A 17807-nucleotide genomic window follows, 5' to 3' on the forward strand; every position below is an offset into this window, starting at 1 on the left:
CGCCGGTGCCGTCGTCCCGCGCGGCGGCGGTGGCGCATACTGGCGCGGTGTTCACTCTCGCCCAGGCTCGGCACCTGGTAGCCACCCTGCATCCCCGGATCGACGAGCTGATCCGGGTCCGGGCCGACCTGGCCGAGTTGCAGGCCGACCTGACCGCACACGGGCTCAGCGCGCTCGGTGGCCGAGCCGAGGTCAAAGGCCTGGAGGCCCGGCTGTACGCGGTCCTCGACGAGATCCAGCAGCACGGCATCGAGGTCAAGAGCGTCGCGCCGGTGCTGCTCGACTTCCCCGGTGAACGCGAGGGTCGGCAGGTGCTCTGGTGCTGGCTGGAGGGCGACACCGACGTGCGCTGGTACCACCGCGCCGACTGCGGCTTCGCCGGCCGCCGCCCGATCTGAACGGGTCAACCGGCCAGCGCTGATCCTTGTACGCTAGGACGCGATGACCGAGGCTGTCCTCATGGGACGTTCGGATTCACCGGTTCTCGAACCGCCACCCGGCCACGGGCCACTCCACGAGGCACGATCGGACGAATCGCGATGACGGACGACGCCGTCGACGGAGCAGGTCGGCGCATACCGCGACGGGACATGATCAGCCGCCCCTTTCCCGACCTGACCGGGCAACAGCCCACGGCCATCCTCAACAGCCTCCGCGAATGGGCGGAGGGCCAGGCTGAGGACACCATCGCGTGGTACCTGCGCGACAAGGCGGCGCGCCGCAGGATCTCTCGGCTGCTCCGCGGATGCGCGATCCTGCTCGGGGTCGCCGGGGGAGTGGTGCCACTGGCCAGCGCCGCAGGCGTCGGTAACGGTGCGAGTTGGGGCTACGTGCTGCTCGCCATGGCGGGTGGGTGTCTGGCCTTCGACCACTTCTTCGGGCTGTCGTCGGCGTGGATGCGCGACATCGCCACCGCGCAGGCGCTGCAACGAGCGCTCACCGAGTTCCGGCTGGACTGGGCGACCACCGGTCTGCGTACCGAGACCGACGGCGCATACGGTCCGGTGGGACCGGAGGTGGCGAAGCAGCGTGAGGAGCTCATCCGAACCCTGGTCACCCGGACCTCCGAGCTGGTGGAAGCGGAGACCGGCGAGTGGCTGAGCGAGTTTCGGACCAACATCGGCGACCTGAACCGGCGAAGCGAATGGACGGCCTCGTCAGCTCAGCCCTCCACCGACCCAGCCCTGAGACAGTCGGGCTCCAGCTGAACAGCCCCGGCGGGTGAGGCGAAGGTGTAGTGCTCGCACAGCTCATCAAAGGCGTCCAGGACAACGTCCGGCGCGTACTGCGGTGACTCGGCGTCTGCGTTCTCGACCGCGTTGACGGCCGATGGATCCCAGTGGGACAGGGCGACGAGGTCGCGCCAGAGGTGGGGGTCGTGGTGGGTGCCGTAGCGTGCCCACGCGGCCAGCATCCCCGCCCGCTTGGCCATCGTCACGTCCTTGCTCAGGTTGTCACCCACGTAGAGGCAACGGTAGGGCGGAACGCCGAGTTGGTCGGAGATCTGGCGAGCGATCTCCGGGTTGGGTTTGCGTGCGGTGGGCGGAAGCACCCGGGCCCTGATGGTGTCTTGTTTCCGCTCTCCATCGGTGCTCAAGGGGTGTGGAAGCCCGACGAAACGAGGTGCGTAGATCGCTTCCAATGTCGTGTCGAGCCCAAGCGATCTGGCCCGGCTGTTGATGTTCACGTCCTTGGCCTCGGTGTGACCTACGACCCGGCAGCCGGCGGCGCGGACTGCTGCCAAAGTGGCAGCCACACCTGGATAGAGGTGTAGGCGGTCGCGGCGGACCTCGTTGAACGCGGTGAAGGCAGGCAGTAGGTGCTCGTGCCGGACCCGCCGGCTCATTCCGGGCAGACAACGTTCGGCGGTGGTGGTCTCCAACAGCGCGAACGGATGCTCAGTATTGCCATGCCTGCGGTGCACGACCTGGAGATCGCCCCGCAACTCCTGCTCGGACACGCCGAGAATCTTGGCCGCCACGGTCACCATCGCCTGCACCGCAGGGACGAAATACGCCACCCAATCGTAAAGCGTGTTGTCCATGTCGAGGATGAGCGCGTGCACGACCGGGCGGCGGATGGTCATCGGGAACCGACCTGCCACGGAGCGATCTCCAGCCGGTCACCCGCCGCAGCGCTGACCAGCGGTGCTCGCCAGGTCATGAATCTCTCGAACGAACCTTGCTGCTGGCTCCGGTACATCTCCAACTCCACGACAGGACCCGCCACCCGGATCAGGTTGAAGAAGTTACGCCGCCCGTCTGACGAAATCGAGCCGCTGCTGCCGCCACCGACGATGTTGAAACTGCCCAACTCCCAGCGCTCATTGTTGTACTCGGGAAGATGGTAGGCCTGCGTCCGCCAGACGAACGCGCGATGCTTGTGCCCGTGCATCGCGAGGTGCACGCCGTCGCGGGCGGCCATCCGCTGGATCCTGGGCGCGTCGATGGCGATACCGAAGCCGCTGGCGTACTCGTCGGGCGATTCGAGATCCTCGGTCAACGCCAGATGATGATGCAGCGCGAGTACCCGCAGCGCCGATCCCGGGCTGGACCAGGAGAGGGCGCTCGTCACCTCACGGTAGGCGGCCTCCTGCACCCGACCCATGCCGGCCAGGAACGAGCGTCCCTGCTCCAGCGAGCTGGAATTGACCGCCGCCACGTCGACGAGGTTGCCTCCGGGAAAGACGAAACGGCGAGCCATGGACAGGTGCGGCGACGCCGGATATCCGTAGAGCGCCTGGAAGAACGATCGGTAGTTGGCGGTGGCCTCGGCCGGGGCGACCTCCACCGGTGCCGCGTACTGGTAGGTGTCGCTCCGCGTCCACGCGATGTCGTGATTTCCCGGCACGACCACGAGATGCTCCATGCCGAGCCCGAGCAAGCCGTTGGTCAGCTTGAACAGTCCCGCCCTCGCCGCCTTGAACTCCTCCGGAGCGGCAACGTAGGTGAGATCGCCGGTGACGAGAACCGCTCCGACGGAGCGCTGGTGGTGAGCCAGGGCGTTGGAGATGGCATCGACCATGGTGGGGCGGGTCGCCCCGTCCTCGGTCTCCAGCCGCCACTGATGCTCCGACCGGAACTGTCCGGTCGCGTAGTGCGGATCGGTGAGGTGCAGCAGCCAGGGCCCCGGGCAGGCGACCGGCTCCGCCGAGAGAGCACCGTCCTGACGCTGCGAGGCGGTCAGGAACCGCTCGCTGGAGTCGGTGGGTCGAGTGGGCCGGACCTCCCAGATGGTGGTGTCCATGGTCCGCAGCTCATCGGCATCGAGGATTCGCTTGCCCACCAGCCGCTCCAACTGGCTCGCCGGATGGTGCGGCAGCGGCGGCGCCGAGGCGAGGGAGAATCTTCCGAAAAACTCGATGGGCTCTTCTGCGAGGGCCACCAACCGCAGCCACCCCCTGCTGTGCCGGCTGGACCGGTAGTAGCCGGGGACTCCGTCCCGCTCCGCCTCGGGAGGGCTCAGCGAGACGAAGCTTCCCAGATCGTCGGCGCGGGGCACGACCACCCGATCGACCACGGCCGGATGCACCGTGCCCGTTCCTGAGTGGAACAGCCCGATCCGCACCCGCTGCCCGGCGGCCGTCTCGCGGTCGAGTGTCTCCCACACCTCGGCCCGGCCGGGCTCGTTGGGGCGCTTCCACCAGCCCCACCAGCACCACCCTCGCTCGCGCAGCACCGCTCGGTGTTCGGGCAGGGTGTCGGCGACCAGATCCCGGTAGCGGAACAGGAACCGCAGGGCCGGGGTATTTGTCGGAGATGGTCCGTCGCTCATACCAGCGAGCCTCCAACCGCGGGCGGGACGCCCCGGGCAACGTGAGCGCCGATCCGGGAAGAACATTCTGTATACCCGAGCGCGACGACGAGCGACATCCCTTGTCCGTTCGGGCATCAGCAAGCCGGAACTTCTGTGAGTGAAGCGGTGGTTGTACATCCGGCGGTCCACCCTTTCGCGCCCGACTCCTCACCTCACATAGCGGCAGCTTGTCGTGGAACGCTCCTGAGCCGGTCGAGGGTCCATACGCAGAGGCAGATACGGTTAGTCTCTTCCGGTGAGCGGGGTGCGGCGGGCGAGTGTGGACGACGCTCGGGAACTCGTCCGATTGCGGGCGGTCATGTTGGGCGCGATGGGCGGTTCCCCGCCGGAGCCCGGAGAGTGGCAGCACACAGCCCTGCGTACGCTCCGGCGGCAGCTGCCGGACCCGGAGGCTGACCTCGCCGCCTACGTGGTGGATGCGCCGGGTCGCCCCGGGACTCTCGCCGCCTGCGCGGTCGGCGTTATCGACCTGCGGCTCGGCGGGCCGGCGGACCCGAGCGGCCAGTCCGGGTACGTCTTCAACGTGGCGACCGATCCGGCGTACCGTCGCCGGGGTTTTTCGCGGGCCTGCCTGGTCGCGCTGCTCGACTGGTTCGGCACGCGGGGCGTCCGGACCGTGGATCTGAAGACCAGTCCGGAGGGGGAGTCGCTCTACCGGGAGCTGGGATTCCGTCTCACCTCGACGGCGGCGATGCGAAGGGTCGGGAGGCTCTGATGTTCGCTGCGCCGTTGACGGATGATGTCGAACTACGGCCGCTGAACCCGTGGCACGCCGAGGAGTTCCTGGCCAACCTGGACCGGTCGCGGGAACACATCTCGCCCTGGGTGTCGCCGTCCTTCGTGGCCGCCGATCTCGACGCGGCGCGGCACGTCCTTCAGCGGTACGCCGACCGGTGGGCTCGCGACGACGGCGGCATCTGGGGAATCTGGTCCGGCGGCACGCTGGTCGGTGGGGTGCTGCTGGTGTCGCTCAGCACGGCTTCGGGCGTGTGCGAGGCGGGTTGCTGGCTGGAGCCGACCGCCGTCGGGCGGGGTCTGGTGACCAGGGCGGTCGAACGGGTCATCGACTGGGCGTTCGTCGAGCGTGGGTTGCACCGTGTGGAGTGGCGCACCAACGCCGGCAACGTACGCAGCATCGCGGTGGCCCGCCGGTTGGGCATGCGCCGTGACGGTGTCCTGCGGGAGGTGCTGCCGGGGCCGCAGGGCCGCGTCGACCTGGAGATCTGGTCGGTGTTGGCACCCGAGTGGCGGGCCCGGCGCGCCGGAGTTCCGTCGTAAGGGACTCCGGCGACGTGGCTCCTGGCGATAGTGGAGCCGCCGGTGGCGGGGGCACGTGCCCTCACCACCGGCGGCCGGTCGCCTTAGGAGCGGGTCAGGAGGTGGAGACGTCCACCGTCCCGGCGTAGTCCGGGTTGGCCTTCAGCCACTCCTCGACGGCCTTCTCCTCGTCGTCCTTGTGCACGTTGAACATCAGGTCCTCGAGCGAGCCGAGCTGCTGGTCGTCCATCTTGAACTTCTTCAGCATCTCGGTGACCTCGGGGAAGTCCGCACCGAAGCCCTGACGGGCCAGCGTGTGGATCTCCTCGGCCCCGCCGAGCGTGCCCTTCGGGTCCTTCAGGTCCTTCAGCGGGTACTTCGCGTAGGCCCAGTGCGGGTGCCACAGGGTCACCACGATCGGCTTCTGGTCCTTGACCGCAGCGTCCAGCGCGGCCAGCATGGCCGGGGTCGACGAGGTGGTCAGCTTCAGCTTGCCGGTCAGGTCGTACTCCGGGATGACCTTGTCCTGGGTGGCGGCGGTCAGGCCGGCGCCGGCCTCGATGCCGATGATCTCGCCGCCGAAGGTGCCCGCGTTCGCGGCGAGGTCCTCCAGCGAGTCGATGCCCGACACGTACTCGGGGACGGCGATGCTCAGGCTGGCGTTGTCGTACCAGACGCCGACCTTCTCGATCTTGTCGCCGTACCGCTCCATGTAGTCCGCGTGGGTCTGCGGCAGCCAGCTGTCGAGGAAGAGGTCGATGTCCCCCGTCGACAGGCCCTGGTAGACCACCCCCGCCTCGACGTTCTTGAGCTCGACCTCGTAGCCCTTCTCCTCCAGCAGGTTCTTCCAGAGGTACGAGGCGGCAATGGCCTCGTCCCAGGCCATGTAGCCGATGCTGATCTTCTTGCTGTCGCCGGCGCCGCCCGCAGAATCGTCGGAGTCGCCGCAGGCGGCAACGCCGGTCAGCGCCAGAGCGGCGGTGGCCGCCAGCGCGACCCGGCGCACCAAACTACTGCTCCACATGTGGAGTTCCTTCCCTTGTTGCGGTAAGCCGGCGGAACTCGCGGTAGCGAGGCAGGGCGCCGGCACTGATGACTTCCCCGCGTGGGTCAGGCCGGTGGATCAGGCTTCCTGCATGGCGCGTTGCGCCTTCGCCGACGCGGTACGCGCGCCGATGGAATCGGTGAGGCGGTCGAGCACCACTGCCAGGATCACCACAGCGACGCCGCCCTCGAAGCCGGCGCCGACCTGAGCCCGGAACAGTGCCGTCGTGATCACCTCACCGAGGCCGCCGGCACCGACCATCCCGGCGATGACCACCATCGACAGCGCCAGCATGATGACCTGGTTGACGCCGGTCATGATGGTGGGCAGAGCCAGTGGAAGCTTGGTGCGCAGCAGGATCTTCCACGGGGACGCCCCGAACGCCTCGCCGGCCTCGACGACCTCGCGGTCGACCTGACGCAGGCCCAACTCGGTCAGGCGTACCCCCGGCGGCATGCTGAACACCACGGTGGCCAGCGCGCCTGGCACGACGCCGACACCGAAGAAGAAGATGGCCGGGATCAGGTAGACGAACGCGGGCATCGTCTGCATCAGGTCGAGCACCGGTCGGACGATTGCCGAGGCGCGGCGGCTCTCCGAGATGACAATGCCCAGCGGTATGGCGAGCAGCAGGGCGAGTCCACTGGAGACCAGGACGAGTGCCAGCGTACTCATGGTCTGATTCCAGATCGGCATCCCGGCCACCAGACCGAGCCCGAGCGCGGTGCCGAGGCCGAACTTCCAGCCCCGCAGCCACCAACCGAGGCCCGCGAAGATCAGCACCATGACGATCGCCGGCGGCGCGGTCAGCAGCTCCACCAGCGGGTCGACCAGCGCGTCGACGGTGGCGGCGATGCCGTCGAAGAGGGCGGAGAGATTCGTTCTCGACCAGTCGACGCCGGTCTGGAACCCGTCGCCGATCCGGACGTACGGCAGCATGTCGTTCAGCCGCTCGATGATGTTCATGCTGGCCCTCCCGTCATCCGGGCTGAGGGCTCAGCAACCACCTGGGCTGGTACCTCTGGGGTGGCGGCCGGGCCGCTTCCGGTCGATGCCGTGCCGACGTCGTCGCTGGCCGGGATCGCGTCGCTGGTCTGCGCCGCGTCGTTGGTCGGTGCCGGATCGGCCGTGCCGGTGGGCTCGGGCGTGGTGGTGCTCTCGCTGACGTCTGGGCTGATGCTGCCCAGTGCGCTGAGCAGCGTGACCCGCGGAATCACGCCGGCGAGCCGACCGGCGGCGTCAACCACGGCGACCGGAGCCGGGCTCTCGGCGCAGGGGGCGAAGATGTCGGCCACCGGCGTCGTGTCCGCGACCGTGCGGGCGTACTCGGTCGACACGATCTCCTGGAGGTTCTTCCGCCCTTCCCGGACGGCCTGGGTGGCGGCGTCGGCGGTCACGGTGCCCAGGTACCGCTTGTCGCGGCCGGTGATGTAGACGGCCGAGGTCTGCGTCTCGCGCAGCACCCGGGCAGCCACTCGAGGGCCGGAGTTGACATCCACCACGCCGAGCGGTCGCTCCATGACCGCCGACGCGGTGAGGATCCTCGTCCGGTCGACATCGGCGACGAACTGGGCGACGTAGTCGTTGGACGGGTCGGTGAGGATCTCCTCGGCGGTGCCGATCTGGACGATCCGGCCGGCCCGCATGACCGCGATGCGGTCGCCGAGGCGCATCGCCTCGTTGAGATCATGTGTGATGAACACGATCGTCTTACCGAGCTCGGCCTGCAGTTCGAGTAACTGGTCCTGCACTTCACGGCGGATGAGCGGATCGAGCGCGGAGAAGGCCTCGTCCATGAGCATGATCTCGGTGCCGGCGGCGAGCGCGCGGGCCAGTCCGACCCGCTGGCGCATACCACCGGAGAGTTCCTGCGGCAGCTTGTCTGCCCAGCCGTCGAGTCCGACCATCCGGAGCGCCTGCAGCGCCTTCTCCCGGCGCTCGGCGCGCGGCAGGCCCGCGACCTCAAGCGCGTAGCCGGCGTTGTCCAACACCGACCGGTGTGGTTGGAGCGCGAAGTGCTGGAAGACCATGCTGATCTTCTCGCGGCGCAGCTTCCGTAGTGCGGCTGGCTTGAGCTTGGTGATGTCGATCCCGTCGACCTCGACCGTGCCGTGCGTGGGGGGCAGCAGGCCGTTGAGCATCCGGATCAAGGTGGACTTCCCCGAGCCGGACAGGCCCATGACCACGAAGATCTCGCCGCGCCTGACCTCGAAGTTCGCGTCGACGACGGCAGCCGTGACCGACAGGTCTGCCAGCTTCTCGTCCCCGTCTGCGCTGTTCCGGAGAATCTCCGCTGCCTTGTCGGCGCGGTTGCCGTAGACCTTGTAGAGGGATTTCACTCTGAGTGCGGACACGGTCTCCATTCCAAGGGGCACAGAGTACGCGGGCAGCTTTCTTGGGCGAGGCACGAATGCGCTTTTCTATCCACGCTGTCGTTGCCGGGGGCCTGCCGAAGTCACGACAGCCCTGGTGAGCGAGCCTCGACCTTACCCGAGAGTTTTCTGTGAACGGCAACCCCCGCAACCCAGCCCGGGTGCGCCTCGTCGCCAGAACATAGCGACAAAAATCGATGTGCCTTGCGCCTGGGCATTGGTGAGCGACGCGCAATTCTGGTATCGAGGATCGGGTGACCGGCGGGCGCTCCAGTGGGGGATATTCCGGTCATGGTGCACCATAATGGCACTAGATTGATCATGGTTTGCTGCCGTCACCATCCGAATGAGTTCTTCTCGACCGTGTTCGCTCCAGCCGTCCGTCGAGACCGATGGTGTTGTTTTCTTCACTCGCGGCACACCGTATTTCGGTACGGTCCACGCCTAGGTCAGGCGGCCCGTCTTGGATCCGTCATATCTGACCGATGTGGATTTTCATGAAACCGACATGGAATCTCCACGGGACCGAGACGGAATCTCCATGACATCTACACGATCCGGCAACACCCCAATCCCGCCACCCCACCCGCCCCCGGACCGGTCTCGTCGATCATGCAGTTGTGGTTCCCGTTCTGCCGCGATTCACGGCTTTTGCGAGGTGCCACAAGTGCATGATCGACGCGACGGGACGGGGCGCGACGCGACGGGACGGGACGGGACGGGACGGGGTGGGGGGTGGGGGGTGGGGGTGGTTTAGGTGGGGAGGGTTTTGTGGAGGGCGGCGTGTAGGTCGGGGTCGTCGGGGGTGACGGTGGGGGCGAAGCGGGTGGCGGCGGTGCCGTCGGGGGCGACGAGGAACTTCTCGAAGTTCCAGCGGACGTCGCCGGTGTGGCCGTCGGCGTCCGGCGTGTCCACCAGGGCCGCGTACAGGGGGTGTCGGTTGGGGCCGTTGACGTCCACCTTCTCCGTGATCGGGAAGGTCACTCCATAGTTGACCTGGCAGAACTCGCTGATTTCCGCCGCGGTGCCGGGCTCCTGGCCGGCGAACTGGTTGCACGGCACGCCGAGCACCGTCAACCCGCGATCGGCGTACTCGTCCTGAAGGGCCTGCAGGCCGGCGTACTGCGGGGTGAGGCCGCAGCGGGAGGCGACGTTGACGATCAGCAGGGTGCGTCCGCGGTACTGCGCGAGATCGGCCGGGCCGCCGGTGAGCGTACCGATCGGAATGTCGAAGACGGTCATGTCGGGAGGCTACCCGCCGGGAGCGGGCCCGCAGATGGTGTGGAGACGGGTGACGTTACCGACCGGTACCCGGCTGATGGCCGACGGTGAACGGCTGGTGCGGCCGATCTGACTCTACAAGCCAATCGATACATGCACATCTTGACGAAGTGGTGGCGTGTGAGTAGCGTCTCCTCAACCTTTTGGAAAGTTTCCTAACTGTTTGGAGACGCCACATGAAGAGATCGCTTCGCCGGACCCTCTGGGGCGGCGCCGTGGTCGCGGTGACCGTCGCCACGGTCCCGATGGCCTCGGCGTTCGGCGCCGGAAGCGTGACGACTTCGTTCGCCCGGGTGTCGGACTGGGGGACGGGTCACGAAACGCGGGTCACCATCACCAACGGGTCGGACACCAGCGTCAGCACCTGGCGGGTCGAGTTCGAGCTTCCGTCGGGTACCAGCATCAGCAGCTCCTGGGACGCCGATGTCACCCGTAACGGCAACCGCTATGTGGCGGTCAAGAAGAGCTGGGCCGGTGCGCTGGCCCCGGGCGCCTCCTTCAGTTGGGGCTACAACGGCACCGGCGCGTACCGGGCACCGCTGAACTGCACCATCAACGGCGCGCCCTGCGGGGGCGGCACCCCGCCGCCGACCACCACGGCACCGCCCACCACGACGCCACCGACGACCACGCCACCCACGACCACCCCGCCGACCACCCCGCCGCCGAACCCGGGCGCGCAGAAGGTCGTCGGGTACTTCGCCCAGTGGGGCGTCTACGCCCGCAACTACCACGTCAAGAACATCCACACCAGCGGCTCGGCGTCGAAGCTGACGCACATCCTGTACGCCTTCGGCAACACCACGGGCGGCCGGTGCACCATCGGGGACAGCTACGCCGACTACGAGAAGGCGTACACCGCGGCGGAGAGCGTCGACGGCGTCGCCGACACCTGGGACCAGCCGCTGCGCGGCAGCTTCAACCAGCTGCGCAAGCTCAAGAAGATGTACCCGCACATCAAGGTGATCTGGTCGTTCGGTGGCTGGACCTGGTCCGGCGGCTTCACCCAGGCCGCGCAGAACCCGGCCGCCTTCGCCGAGAGCTGCTACAACCTGGTCGAGGACCCGCGCTGGGCAGACGTCTTCGACGGCATCGACATCGACTGGGAGTACCCGAACGCCTGCGGCCTGACCTGTGACGCCAGCGGCCCGAACGCGTTCAAGAACGTAGCCAGCGCGCTGCGCGCCCGGTTCGGCTCGAACAACCTGGTCACCGCCGCGATCACCGCCGACGGCAGCAACGGCGGCAAGATCGACGCCACCGACTACGCCGGCGCCGCCACGCACCTGAACTGGATCATGCCGATGACGTACGACTACTTCGGCGCCTTCAACGCGCAGGGCCCGACCGCCCCGCACTCGCCGCTGTACTCGTACTCCGGTATCCCCCAGCAGGGTTTCTGGTCGGACGCGGCGATCCAGAAGCTCAAGAGCAAGGGCATCCCGGCCAACAAGCTGCTGCTCGGCGTCGGCTTCTACGGCCGGGGCTGGACCGGGGTGACCCAGACCGCCCCGGGCGGTACCGCGACCGGCCCCGCCCCGGGCACCTACGAGCAGGGCATCGAGGACTACAAGGTGCTGAAGAACACCTGTCCGGCCACCGGCACCGTCGGCGGCACGGCGTACGCCAAGTGCGGCAGCAACTGGTGGAGCTACGACACCCCGTCGACCATCGGCGGCAAGATGACGTACGCCAAGAACCAGGGCCTCGGTGGCGCCTTTTTCTGGGAGCTCTCCGGTGACACCAGCAACGGTGAGCTGATCAGCGCCATCAAGGGCGGCCTCGGCTGAGTCGACGGCCGACGCATCACCCACCCCGACGGGGAGGGGCCCACCGGCTCCTCCCCGTCCGGCTCGCCGCGCCCTTCCCCGCCACAAGCGTTAGGAAGGGCCCCTTCCTATACACCAGGCGTTAGGAAGGGGCCCTTCCTTACCCCGCAGGAGGGTGTGACAGACTCGCCGCTCGACCATGTCTCGATGTCCGCCGTCGAGAGGAAGTGATGCGGGTGACGTACCAGCGACCGGCGATCGTCGCGCTCCTGGCGACCGTGTCGTTCACCCTGGTCGGATGCGGGTTCGTCGGTGGTGAGAACGAGGCGGAGCAGCCCGGGCGGGCACCGGCCGAGGAGGCCATGCTGAAGTCCCGCGAGCGGGTCCAGGCATACCTCGACGCGATGGCGGCCAAGGACGTGGCGGCCGGTCGCAGCCAGCTCTGCGCGGTGCTGCACGAGGCGTTCGATGCCGCCGCCACCGAGCCGAACGGCGACTTCGCCGACCACTTCGAGGTGTCGACGTCCGAGATCACCGACGTTCGACCCGGCCCGTCCGGGCAGGAGGTCAGTACCGCGGTCACGGTGACCGTCGGCAAGAAGAAGGCGACCCGCCCGCTGCTGTTCACGGTCACCCGCGACGGGCTCGACTGGTGCATCTCCGACGAGCGCCCCGGCGCGAACAGCCCGGCCCCGGCCCCCACGCCCTGACCTGCGCCACCGCCGAGGATCGTCCATCTGCCGGAACCCGGCCCCTCGCCGGTGGCCCTGCCGGCTGGTCGCCGTACGCTGAATACCATGCGCCATGAGTGGCATCAGTTGAGTCATCCGGCGGTGGGCAGCCCGGTGCTGCAGACCAGCCGCCCGACCGTCGACTCCGCCGAGGACGAGGCTCTCGGTCTGGACCGCTGGCGGGAGCTGCCGCGCGCCCAGACCCCACCCTGGCCCGACGAGACGCAGGTCGCCGAGGTCTGCAAGGTGCTCGACACCGTGCCGTCGGTGGTCGCCCCGTACGAGGTCGATCAGTTGCGCCAGCGACTGGCCCTGGTCTGCGAGGGTAAGGCGTTCCTGCTGCAGGGCGGTGACTGTGCGGAGACCTTCGCCGACAACACCGAGAGCCACCTGCTGGCCAACGCCCGCACGCTGCTCCAGATGGCCATCGTGCTGACCTACGGCGCGTCGTTGCCGGTGGTGAAGGTGGCCCGGGTGGCCGGGCAGTACACCAAGCCCCGGTCCCTGCCGACCGACGCCCGCGGGCTGCCGGCCTACCGCGGCGACATGATCAACTCGCTGGAGGCCACGCCGGAGGCGCGGGTCGCCGACCCGCAGCGCATGATCCGGGCGTACGCGAACTCGGCCGCCGCCATGAACATGTTGCGGGCCTACCTGGCCGGCGGGCTGGCCGACCTGCACGCGGTGCACGACTGGAACAAGGGCTTCGTGCGCAACTCCCCGGCGGGCGAGCGGTACGAGGCGATCGCCCGCGAGATCGATCGGGCCCTGGCGTTCATCCGCGCCTGTGGGATGACCGAGGACGATGCGCTGCGCACGGTCACCCTGTACTGCTCCCACGAGGCGCTGGCCCTGGAGTACGACCGGGCGTTGACCCGGGTCTCCGGTGGTCGGCCGTACGGGCTTTCCGGGCACTTCCTGTGGATCGGCGAGCGCACCCGGCAGATCGACGGCGCACACATCGACTTCATCTCCCGCGTCGCCAACCCGATCGGCGTCAAGCTCGGCCCGACCACCACGCCGGACGAGGCGATCGAGCTGTGCGAAAAGCTGAACCCGGACAACATTCCCGGCCGGCTCACCCTGATCAGCCGGATGGGCAACCACAAGGTCCGCGATGCCCTGCCGCCGATCGTGGCCAAGGTGACCGCCGCCGGCGCCAAGGTGGTGTGGCAGTGCGACCCGATGCACGGCAACACCCACGAGTCGTCCAACGGCTACAAGACACGCCACTTCGACCGCATCGTCGACGAGGTGCTCGGCTACTTCGAGGTGCACCGTGGCCTGGACACCCACCCCGGCGGTCTGCACGTCGAGCTGACCGGTGAGGATGTCACCGAGTGCCTCGGCGGCGCCCAGGGCATCGCCGACCTCGACCTGCCCGGCCGCTACGAGACCGCCTGCGATCCCCGCCTGAACACCCAGCAGTCGCTGGAACTGGCGTTCCTCGTCGCGGAGATGCTCCGTGGCTGACGCGAGGAGTGAGCTTGCGAGCCCCGCAGTCGGCGGCCGGAAGGACAACAGTGGTTGATCTGATCGACCTGCGTTCGGACACGGTGACCCGGCCCACCGCGGCGATGCGTCAGGCCATGACCAGCGCCGAGGTGGGTGACGACGTCTACGCCGAGGACCCGACGGTCCGGGCGCTGGAGGTCGAGGTCGCCACGATGTTCGGCCACGAGGCGGCGCTGTTCTGCCCGAGCGGGTCGATGGCCAACCAGATCGCTCTGCAACTGCTGGTGCCGCCCGGCGCGGAGTTGCTCTGCGACGCCGACGCGCACGTGGTCACGTACGAGATGGGGGCCGCCGCCGCGTACGGCGGGATCACCTCGCGGACCTGGCCCCCGGTGGGGGCCCAGCTCGATCCCGACGTGGTCGCCGGCATGGTCCGTCCCGACGCTCCCTGGGTGGTGCCCACCCGGGCGATCGCGGTGGAGCAGACCCACAACCGTGGCGGCGGTGGGGTGATTCCGCTCGGCACCCTGCGCGAGCTGCGCCGGGTCGCCGACGCCGGGCAGGTGGCGCTGCACTGCGACGGCGCTCGGATCTGGAACGCCCACGTCGCCGACGGCGTGCCACTGGCCACCTACGGCGCGTTGTTCGACACCCTGTCGGTCTGCCTGTCCAAGGGGCTCGGCGCGCCGGTGGGCTCACTGGTCGTCGGTGCCGCCGACCGGATCGAGCGGGGCCGGGTGATTCGCAAGCGGATGGGCGGCGGGATGCGCCAGGCCGGCATCCTGGCTGCTGCCGGCCGGTACGCTCTGGCCCACCACATCGACCGGCTGGCGGCCGACCACGCGAAGGCGGCCCGGCTGGCGGAGGCGGTCGCTCCGTTCGGGGTGCTGGCCACCGGGGTACGCACCAACATCGTTCCGTTGGACCTGACCAAGGCGTCGCTGGACGCGCCGGCGCTGGCCGCTGCGGCCCGCGCCGACGGTGTGTTGGTCTCGGTGCTCGGTCCGCGTACCGCCCGCCTGGTCACCCACATGGACGTCACCGACGCCGAGGTGGATCAGGCCGCTGCCGTGCTCACCCGCATCCTGCGCCGCTGAGCGTCGCCGACCCGGCTGGGCGTGCCCCGTCACCGCGCGGCCGGTGAAACACCGGCTGCAAGGTCATGGCCGAACGGCAGTGGTCAGGGCAGGAGACGGCGCAGGGTGCTGATGTCCATGGCGTGGCCCTCGTGGCGTTCGGTGGGAGTCTCCACCAGCACCGGGACCCCGGCGGTGGCGGGGTGACGCATCAGCTCGGCGAAGGCCGGTTCACCGATCATGCCCTTGCCGATGTTCTCGTGCCGGTCCCGGGTGGAGCCGCACAGGTCCTTCGAGTCGTTCGCGTGCACCAGCCGTAGCCGGTCCGCTCCGATGGCGGTCACCAGGGCGTCCAGCGTCGCGGTCATCCCGCCCTCGGCGGCCAGGTCGTGCCCGGCGGCCCAGGCGTGGCAGGTGTCGAAGCAGACCCCGAGCCACGGATGCCGGTCCACCGCGTCGAGGTACGGCCCGAGCTGCTCCACCCGGCTGGCCAACGACCGGCCGCCCCCGGCGCTCGGCTCGACCAGCAGCATCGGCCCGCCCGCGTCGGCGGCCGAGTCGAGCAGCGGCAGCAGCGACTCGCGTACCTGCCGCATGGCTGCGTCGGCGTGCCCGGGGTCCACCGCGCTGCCGGCGTGGAAGACCACCGCACGGGCACCGATGGCGGCGCCTCGGCGCAGCGCGTGTGCCAGGGTCCGGGCCGACCGCTCGACCGTCGCCGCGGTCGGGGAACCGAGATTGACCAGCAGCGACGCGTGGATGTAGACGGCGACACCGCGTTCGGCGCAGCCGTCACGGAACAGCGCGTCCTGCACCGGATCGCCGGCCGGCGTGGCCCAGCCCCGGGAGTTGCCGACGTAGACCTGCGCCACCTCGGAGCCGGCCGCGTCGACGTACGGCAGCGCCGCCTTCGCCAGCCCGCCCGAGGTTGGCGTGTGTGAACCGATCGGCCGGTGGCCGGGATCCGAAGCAGACATCAGAAGCACCCGATGGTGATCTGCGTACCCGGAGCGACCTGGGCGTTCTCGTTCGGGTTCTGGAACCGGGTGACGGCGTTCGGGTTGAACTGCACCGCCACCGGGAAGCCCTGGCTCTCCAACACCTGCTTGGCCTGCTGGCACGGCAGGTCGACGACGCGGGGCACGGTCACCAGCGGCGGCCCCTCACTGACCTCCAGCCGGATCTGGGCGCCCCGCTCCACGCCGCTGCCGTCGGCCGGGCTCTGCCCGATCACCTCGTCGCGCGGCTTGTCGGACTGCTTACGCGTCGGCTCCACCAGGACCAGACCGAGCTGCGCGATCTGGTTGCGGGCGTCGTTGAGGTTCTTGCCGACCAGGTTCGGCACCGTGATCGGGGCTCGGCCCTTGCTGAGGATGACGGTGATCTCATCGCCCGGCTTGACTTCTTTGCCCGCCTCCGGCTTGGTGGCCACCACGACGCCCTCCGGCAGGCTGTCGTCGTACCGGGCGGTGCCCTTCACCACTTCAAGCTGCGCGCTGAGCAGGTCGGCCTCAGCCAGCGCGAACTCCTTGCCGACCACGTCCGGCAGTTCGAAGCGTTCCGGCCCCAGCGACAGGGTCAGGGTGATGGTGCCGCCCTTGAGAATCTTGGCGGATGAGGCGGGATCCTGCTGCAGCACGCCATCGCGGGGGACCTGATCGTCGTACCGCGGATCGGCGTAGATGACGTCGAAGCCCCCCTGGGAGGCCTGCGCCTCCGCCTCGGCCTTGGTCATGCTCACCAGTTCCGGCGTGGTGGTGTATCGACCGACTCCGAACCACCAGCCACCGAGCGCGGCCACCAGCCCGAGCACCACGACGACGGCGGCGATGGCGAAACGTCCGCTGCCCTCGCCGGGCAGCCGGGCGACCAGACCAGCCAACCGGGTACGCAGATCGTCGCCGCCGCCGGAGGCGGCCCGACGGCGACCACGGGCGGGCGGGCCATCCTCCGGCAGCCGGGCCCAGGTCGGTCGCTCATGCGGACGCACGGGCGCGACCACCATCGTCGGTTGGGAGACCGCCGAACCGTCGGTCACCGGGGCGATCAGGGCGGTGTGGCTGTTCGGACTGCCCACGCTGTCCCGGGCCACCTGCACCTCGGCCAGCAGCGTGCCGGCGTCACCGGGGCGGCCCGTCGGGTCGCGTCGGGTGGCGCGGGCGACCAGGTCGTCGAGCACCCTCGGCAGGCCGGGCACCAACGTCGACGGTGCGGGGACGTCCCGGTCGACGTGCTGCCAGGCGATGTCGATCGGCCGGTCACCGTCGTAGGGCACCCGGCCGGTGAGCATCTCGAACAGCACGATGCCCGTCGAGTAGACGTCGGTGCGGGCGTCGGCCCGGCCGTCGGTCACCAGTTCCGGAGCGACGTACGCCACGGTGGCCATCAACTGGTTGCCGCTGTCATGGTCGGTGCTCGCCTCGACGGCCTGGGCCAACCCGAAGTCGGTCACCTTGACCACGCTGTCGACGAGGTTGGCCGGACCGCCGCTGGGCGCCTCGGCGACCAGCACGTTCTCCGGCTTCACGTCACGGTGCACCAGACCGGCCCGGTGGGCGGCGCCGATGGCCGCGAGCATCTGCTCGGTGATGGCCAGCGCCTCGTCCGGATTGAGCCGGCGTCGCTCGGCCAGCACCTCACGCAGGGTACGGCCACGGACGTACTCCATGACCAGGTACGGCCGCCCGGCGTGGGTGCCCTGGTCGTAGACGGCCACCACGTTGGGGTGGGTGAGCCGGGCGATCGTCTTGGCCTCGTCGGTGAACCGGTCGACGAAGCTGGGCCGACCGGCCTGGCCGGGTGACCCCTGGGTGGCGTGAATGATCTTGACGGCGACGGTGCGTTCGAGCCGCTCGTCAGTGGCGGTGTACACGGTCGCCATGCCGCCACGGGCCACGCGACCGCGGATGCGGTAGCGCCCGTCGATCAGCGAGCCCAGCAACGTGTCGGCGACCTGTGTGTCCATCGGCAGGCAGTCTATGTGTCGGGGGGATGAAGGTTGAACA

Annotated in this window: 15 protein-coding genes and 1 pseudogene; 8 read left to right on the forward strand and 8 right to left on the reverse strand. The window is 69.1% G+C overall.

Features of this window, described 5'->3' with window-relative positions; genetic code table 11:
- Positions 1 to 47: 47 nt before the first annotated feature.
- Positions 48 to 398 carry a DUF2203 domain-containing protein gene (locus Vlu01_RS09830; RefSeq protein ID WP_203997107.1) on the forward strand — a complete coding sequence of 117 codons (351 nt, stop codon included), beginning with the start codon at positions 48 to 50 and terminating at the stop codon, positions 396 to 398.
- Between the two features lie 141 nt (positions 399 to 539).
- Entirely contained in the window at positions 540 to 1208 is a 669-nt protein-coding gene (locus Vlu01_RS09835; RefSeq protein WP_239095805.1) for an SLATT domain-containing protein, read from the forward strand.
- Here Vlu01_RS09835 and Vlu01_RS09840 read toward each other — a convergent pair.
- Together Vlu01_RS09840 and Vlu01_RS09845 are read right to left on the reverse strand one after the other, a co-directional pair.
- Positions 1163 to 2086, reverse strand: coding sequence for an HAD family hydrolase (locus Vlu01_RS09840; RefSeq protein ID WP_203996802.1), 924 nt, complete (start codon positions 2084 to 2086; stop codon positions 1163 to 1165). The two genes, Vlu01_RS09835 and Vlu01_RS09840, sit on opposite strands and share 46 nt — an antisense overlap.
- The gene (locus Vlu01_RS09845; RefSeq protein WP_203996804.1) at positions 2083 to 3774 is read right to left on the reverse strand and encodes an anti-phage phosphoesterase; all 1692 of its coding nucleotides are present in this window, start codon (positions 3772 to 3774) and stop codon (positions 2083 to 2085) included. Before Vlu01_RS09845 ends, Vlu01_RS09840 begins: the two co-directional genes overlap by 4 nt.
- Before the next feature lie 277 nt (positions 3775 to 4051).
- On the opposite strand from Vlu01_RS09845, the gene Vlu01_RS09850 reads away from it, so the two are divergent.
- Both Vlu01_RS09850 and Vlu01_RS09855 read left to right on the forward strand, forming a co-directional pair.
- Positions 4052 to 4531: a GNAT family N-acetyltransferase gene (locus Vlu01_RS09850; RefSeq protein WP_203996807.1), complete on the forward strand. Its 480-nt coding sequence runs from the start codon at positions 4052 to 4054 to the stop codon at positions 4529 to 4531.
- On the forward strand, positions 4531 to 5094 hold the full coding sequence (locus Vlu01_RS09855; protein WP_203996809.1) for a GNAT family N-acetyltransferase: 564 nt from the start codon (positions 4531 to 4533) through the stop codon (positions 5092 to 5094). The genes Vlu01_RS09850 and Vlu01_RS09855 overlap by 1 nt, the downstream gene beginning before the upstream one ends.
- A 94-nt stretch (positions 5095 to 5188) precedes the next feature.
- On the opposite strand, the gene Vlu01_RS09860 is transcribed toward Vlu01_RS09855, so the two are convergent.
- From Vlu01_RS09860 to Vlu01_RS09875, 4 genes and pseudogenes are all read right to left on the reverse strand, one after another.
- Complete coding sequence (locus Vlu01_RS09860; protein ID WP_203996811.1) at positions 5189 to 6097, reverse strand: glycine betaine ABC transporter substrate-binding protein; 909 nt, start codon at positions 6095 to 6097, stop codon at positions 5189 to 5191.
- 99 nt (positions 6098 to 6196) lie between these two features.
- Entirely contained in the window at positions 6197 to 7084 is an 888-nt protein-coding gene (locus Vlu01_RS09865; RefSeq protein WP_239095806.1) for an ABC transporter permease, read from the reverse strand.
- A gap of 211 nt (positions 7085 to 7295) precedes the next feature.
- A pseudogene (locus tag Vlu01_RS09870) lies at positions 7296 to 8481 on the reverse strand (quaternary amine ABC transporter ATP-binding protein); the annotation flags it as partial.
- Between the two features lie 762 nt (positions 8482 to 9243).
- Positions 9244 to 9732 carry a glutathione peroxidase gene (locus Vlu01_RS09875; RefSeq protein ID WP_203996813.1) on the reverse strand — a complete coding sequence of 163 codons (489 nt, stop codon included), beginning with the start codon at positions 9730 to 9732 and terminating at the stop codon, positions 9244 to 9246.
- Positions 9733 to 9947: 215 nt separating this feature from the next.
- Here Vlu01_RS09875 and Vlu01_RS09880 point away from each other — a divergent pair, with 215 nt between their 5' ends.
- The 4 genes from Vlu01_RS09880 to Vlu01_RS09895 all read left to right on the forward strand — a co-directional run bounded on the left by Vlu01_RS09880 (position 9948) and on the right by Vlu01_RS09895 (position 14823).
- Entirely contained in the window at positions 9948 to 11561 is a 1614-nt protein-coding gene (locus Vlu01_RS09880) for a glycosyl hydrolase family 18 protein (RefSeq protein ID WP_203996816.1), read from the forward strand.
- 209 nt (positions 11562 to 11770) lie between these two features.
- Complete coding sequence (locus Vlu01_RS09885) at positions 11771 to 12250, forward strand: hypothetical protein (RefSeq protein ID WP_203996818.1); 480 nt, start codon at positions 11771 to 11773, stop codon at positions 12248 to 12250.
- Positions 12251 to 12337: 87 nt separating this feature from the next.
- Complete coding sequence (locus Vlu01_RS09890) at positions 12338 to 13744, forward strand: class II 3-deoxy-7-phosphoheptulonate synthase (protein ID WP_203996820.1); 1407 nt, start codon at positions 12338 to 12340, stop codon at positions 13742 to 13744.
- Positions 13745 to 13848: 104 nt separating this feature from the next.
- Complete coding sequence (locus Vlu01_RS09895) at positions 13849 to 14823, forward strand: threonine aldolase family protein (protein WP_373307343.1); 975 nt, start codon at positions 13849 to 13851, stop codon at positions 14821 to 14823.
- Between the two features lie 83 nt (positions 14824 to 14906).
- Here Vlu01_RS09895 and Vlu01_RS09900 read toward each other — a convergent pair whose 3' ends face one another.
- Together Vlu01_RS09900 and pknB are read right to left on the reverse strand one after the other, a co-directional pair.
- On the reverse strand, positions 14907 to 15779 hold the full coding sequence (locus Vlu01_RS09900; RefSeq protein ID WP_203996828.1) for a deoxyribonuclease IV: 873 nt from the start codon (positions 15777 to 15779) through the stop codon (positions 14907 to 14909).
- A complete protein-coding gene (gene pknB, locus Vlu01_RS09905; RefSeq protein WP_203996829.1) occupies positions 15779 to 17767 on the reverse strand; it encodes a Stk1 family PASTA domain-containing Ser/Thr kinase in 1989 nt (662 codons plus the stop codon). Before pknB ends, Vlu01_RS09900 begins: the two co-directional genes overlap by 1 nt.
- Between the last annotated feature and the right edge of the window lie 40 nt (positions 17768 to 17807).

It is taken from the genome of Micromonospora lutea (assembly GCF_016863535.1).
Taxonomy (GTDB): Bacteria; Actinomycetota; Actinomycetes; order Mycobacteriales; family Micromonosporaceae; genus Micromonospora; species Micromonospora lutea.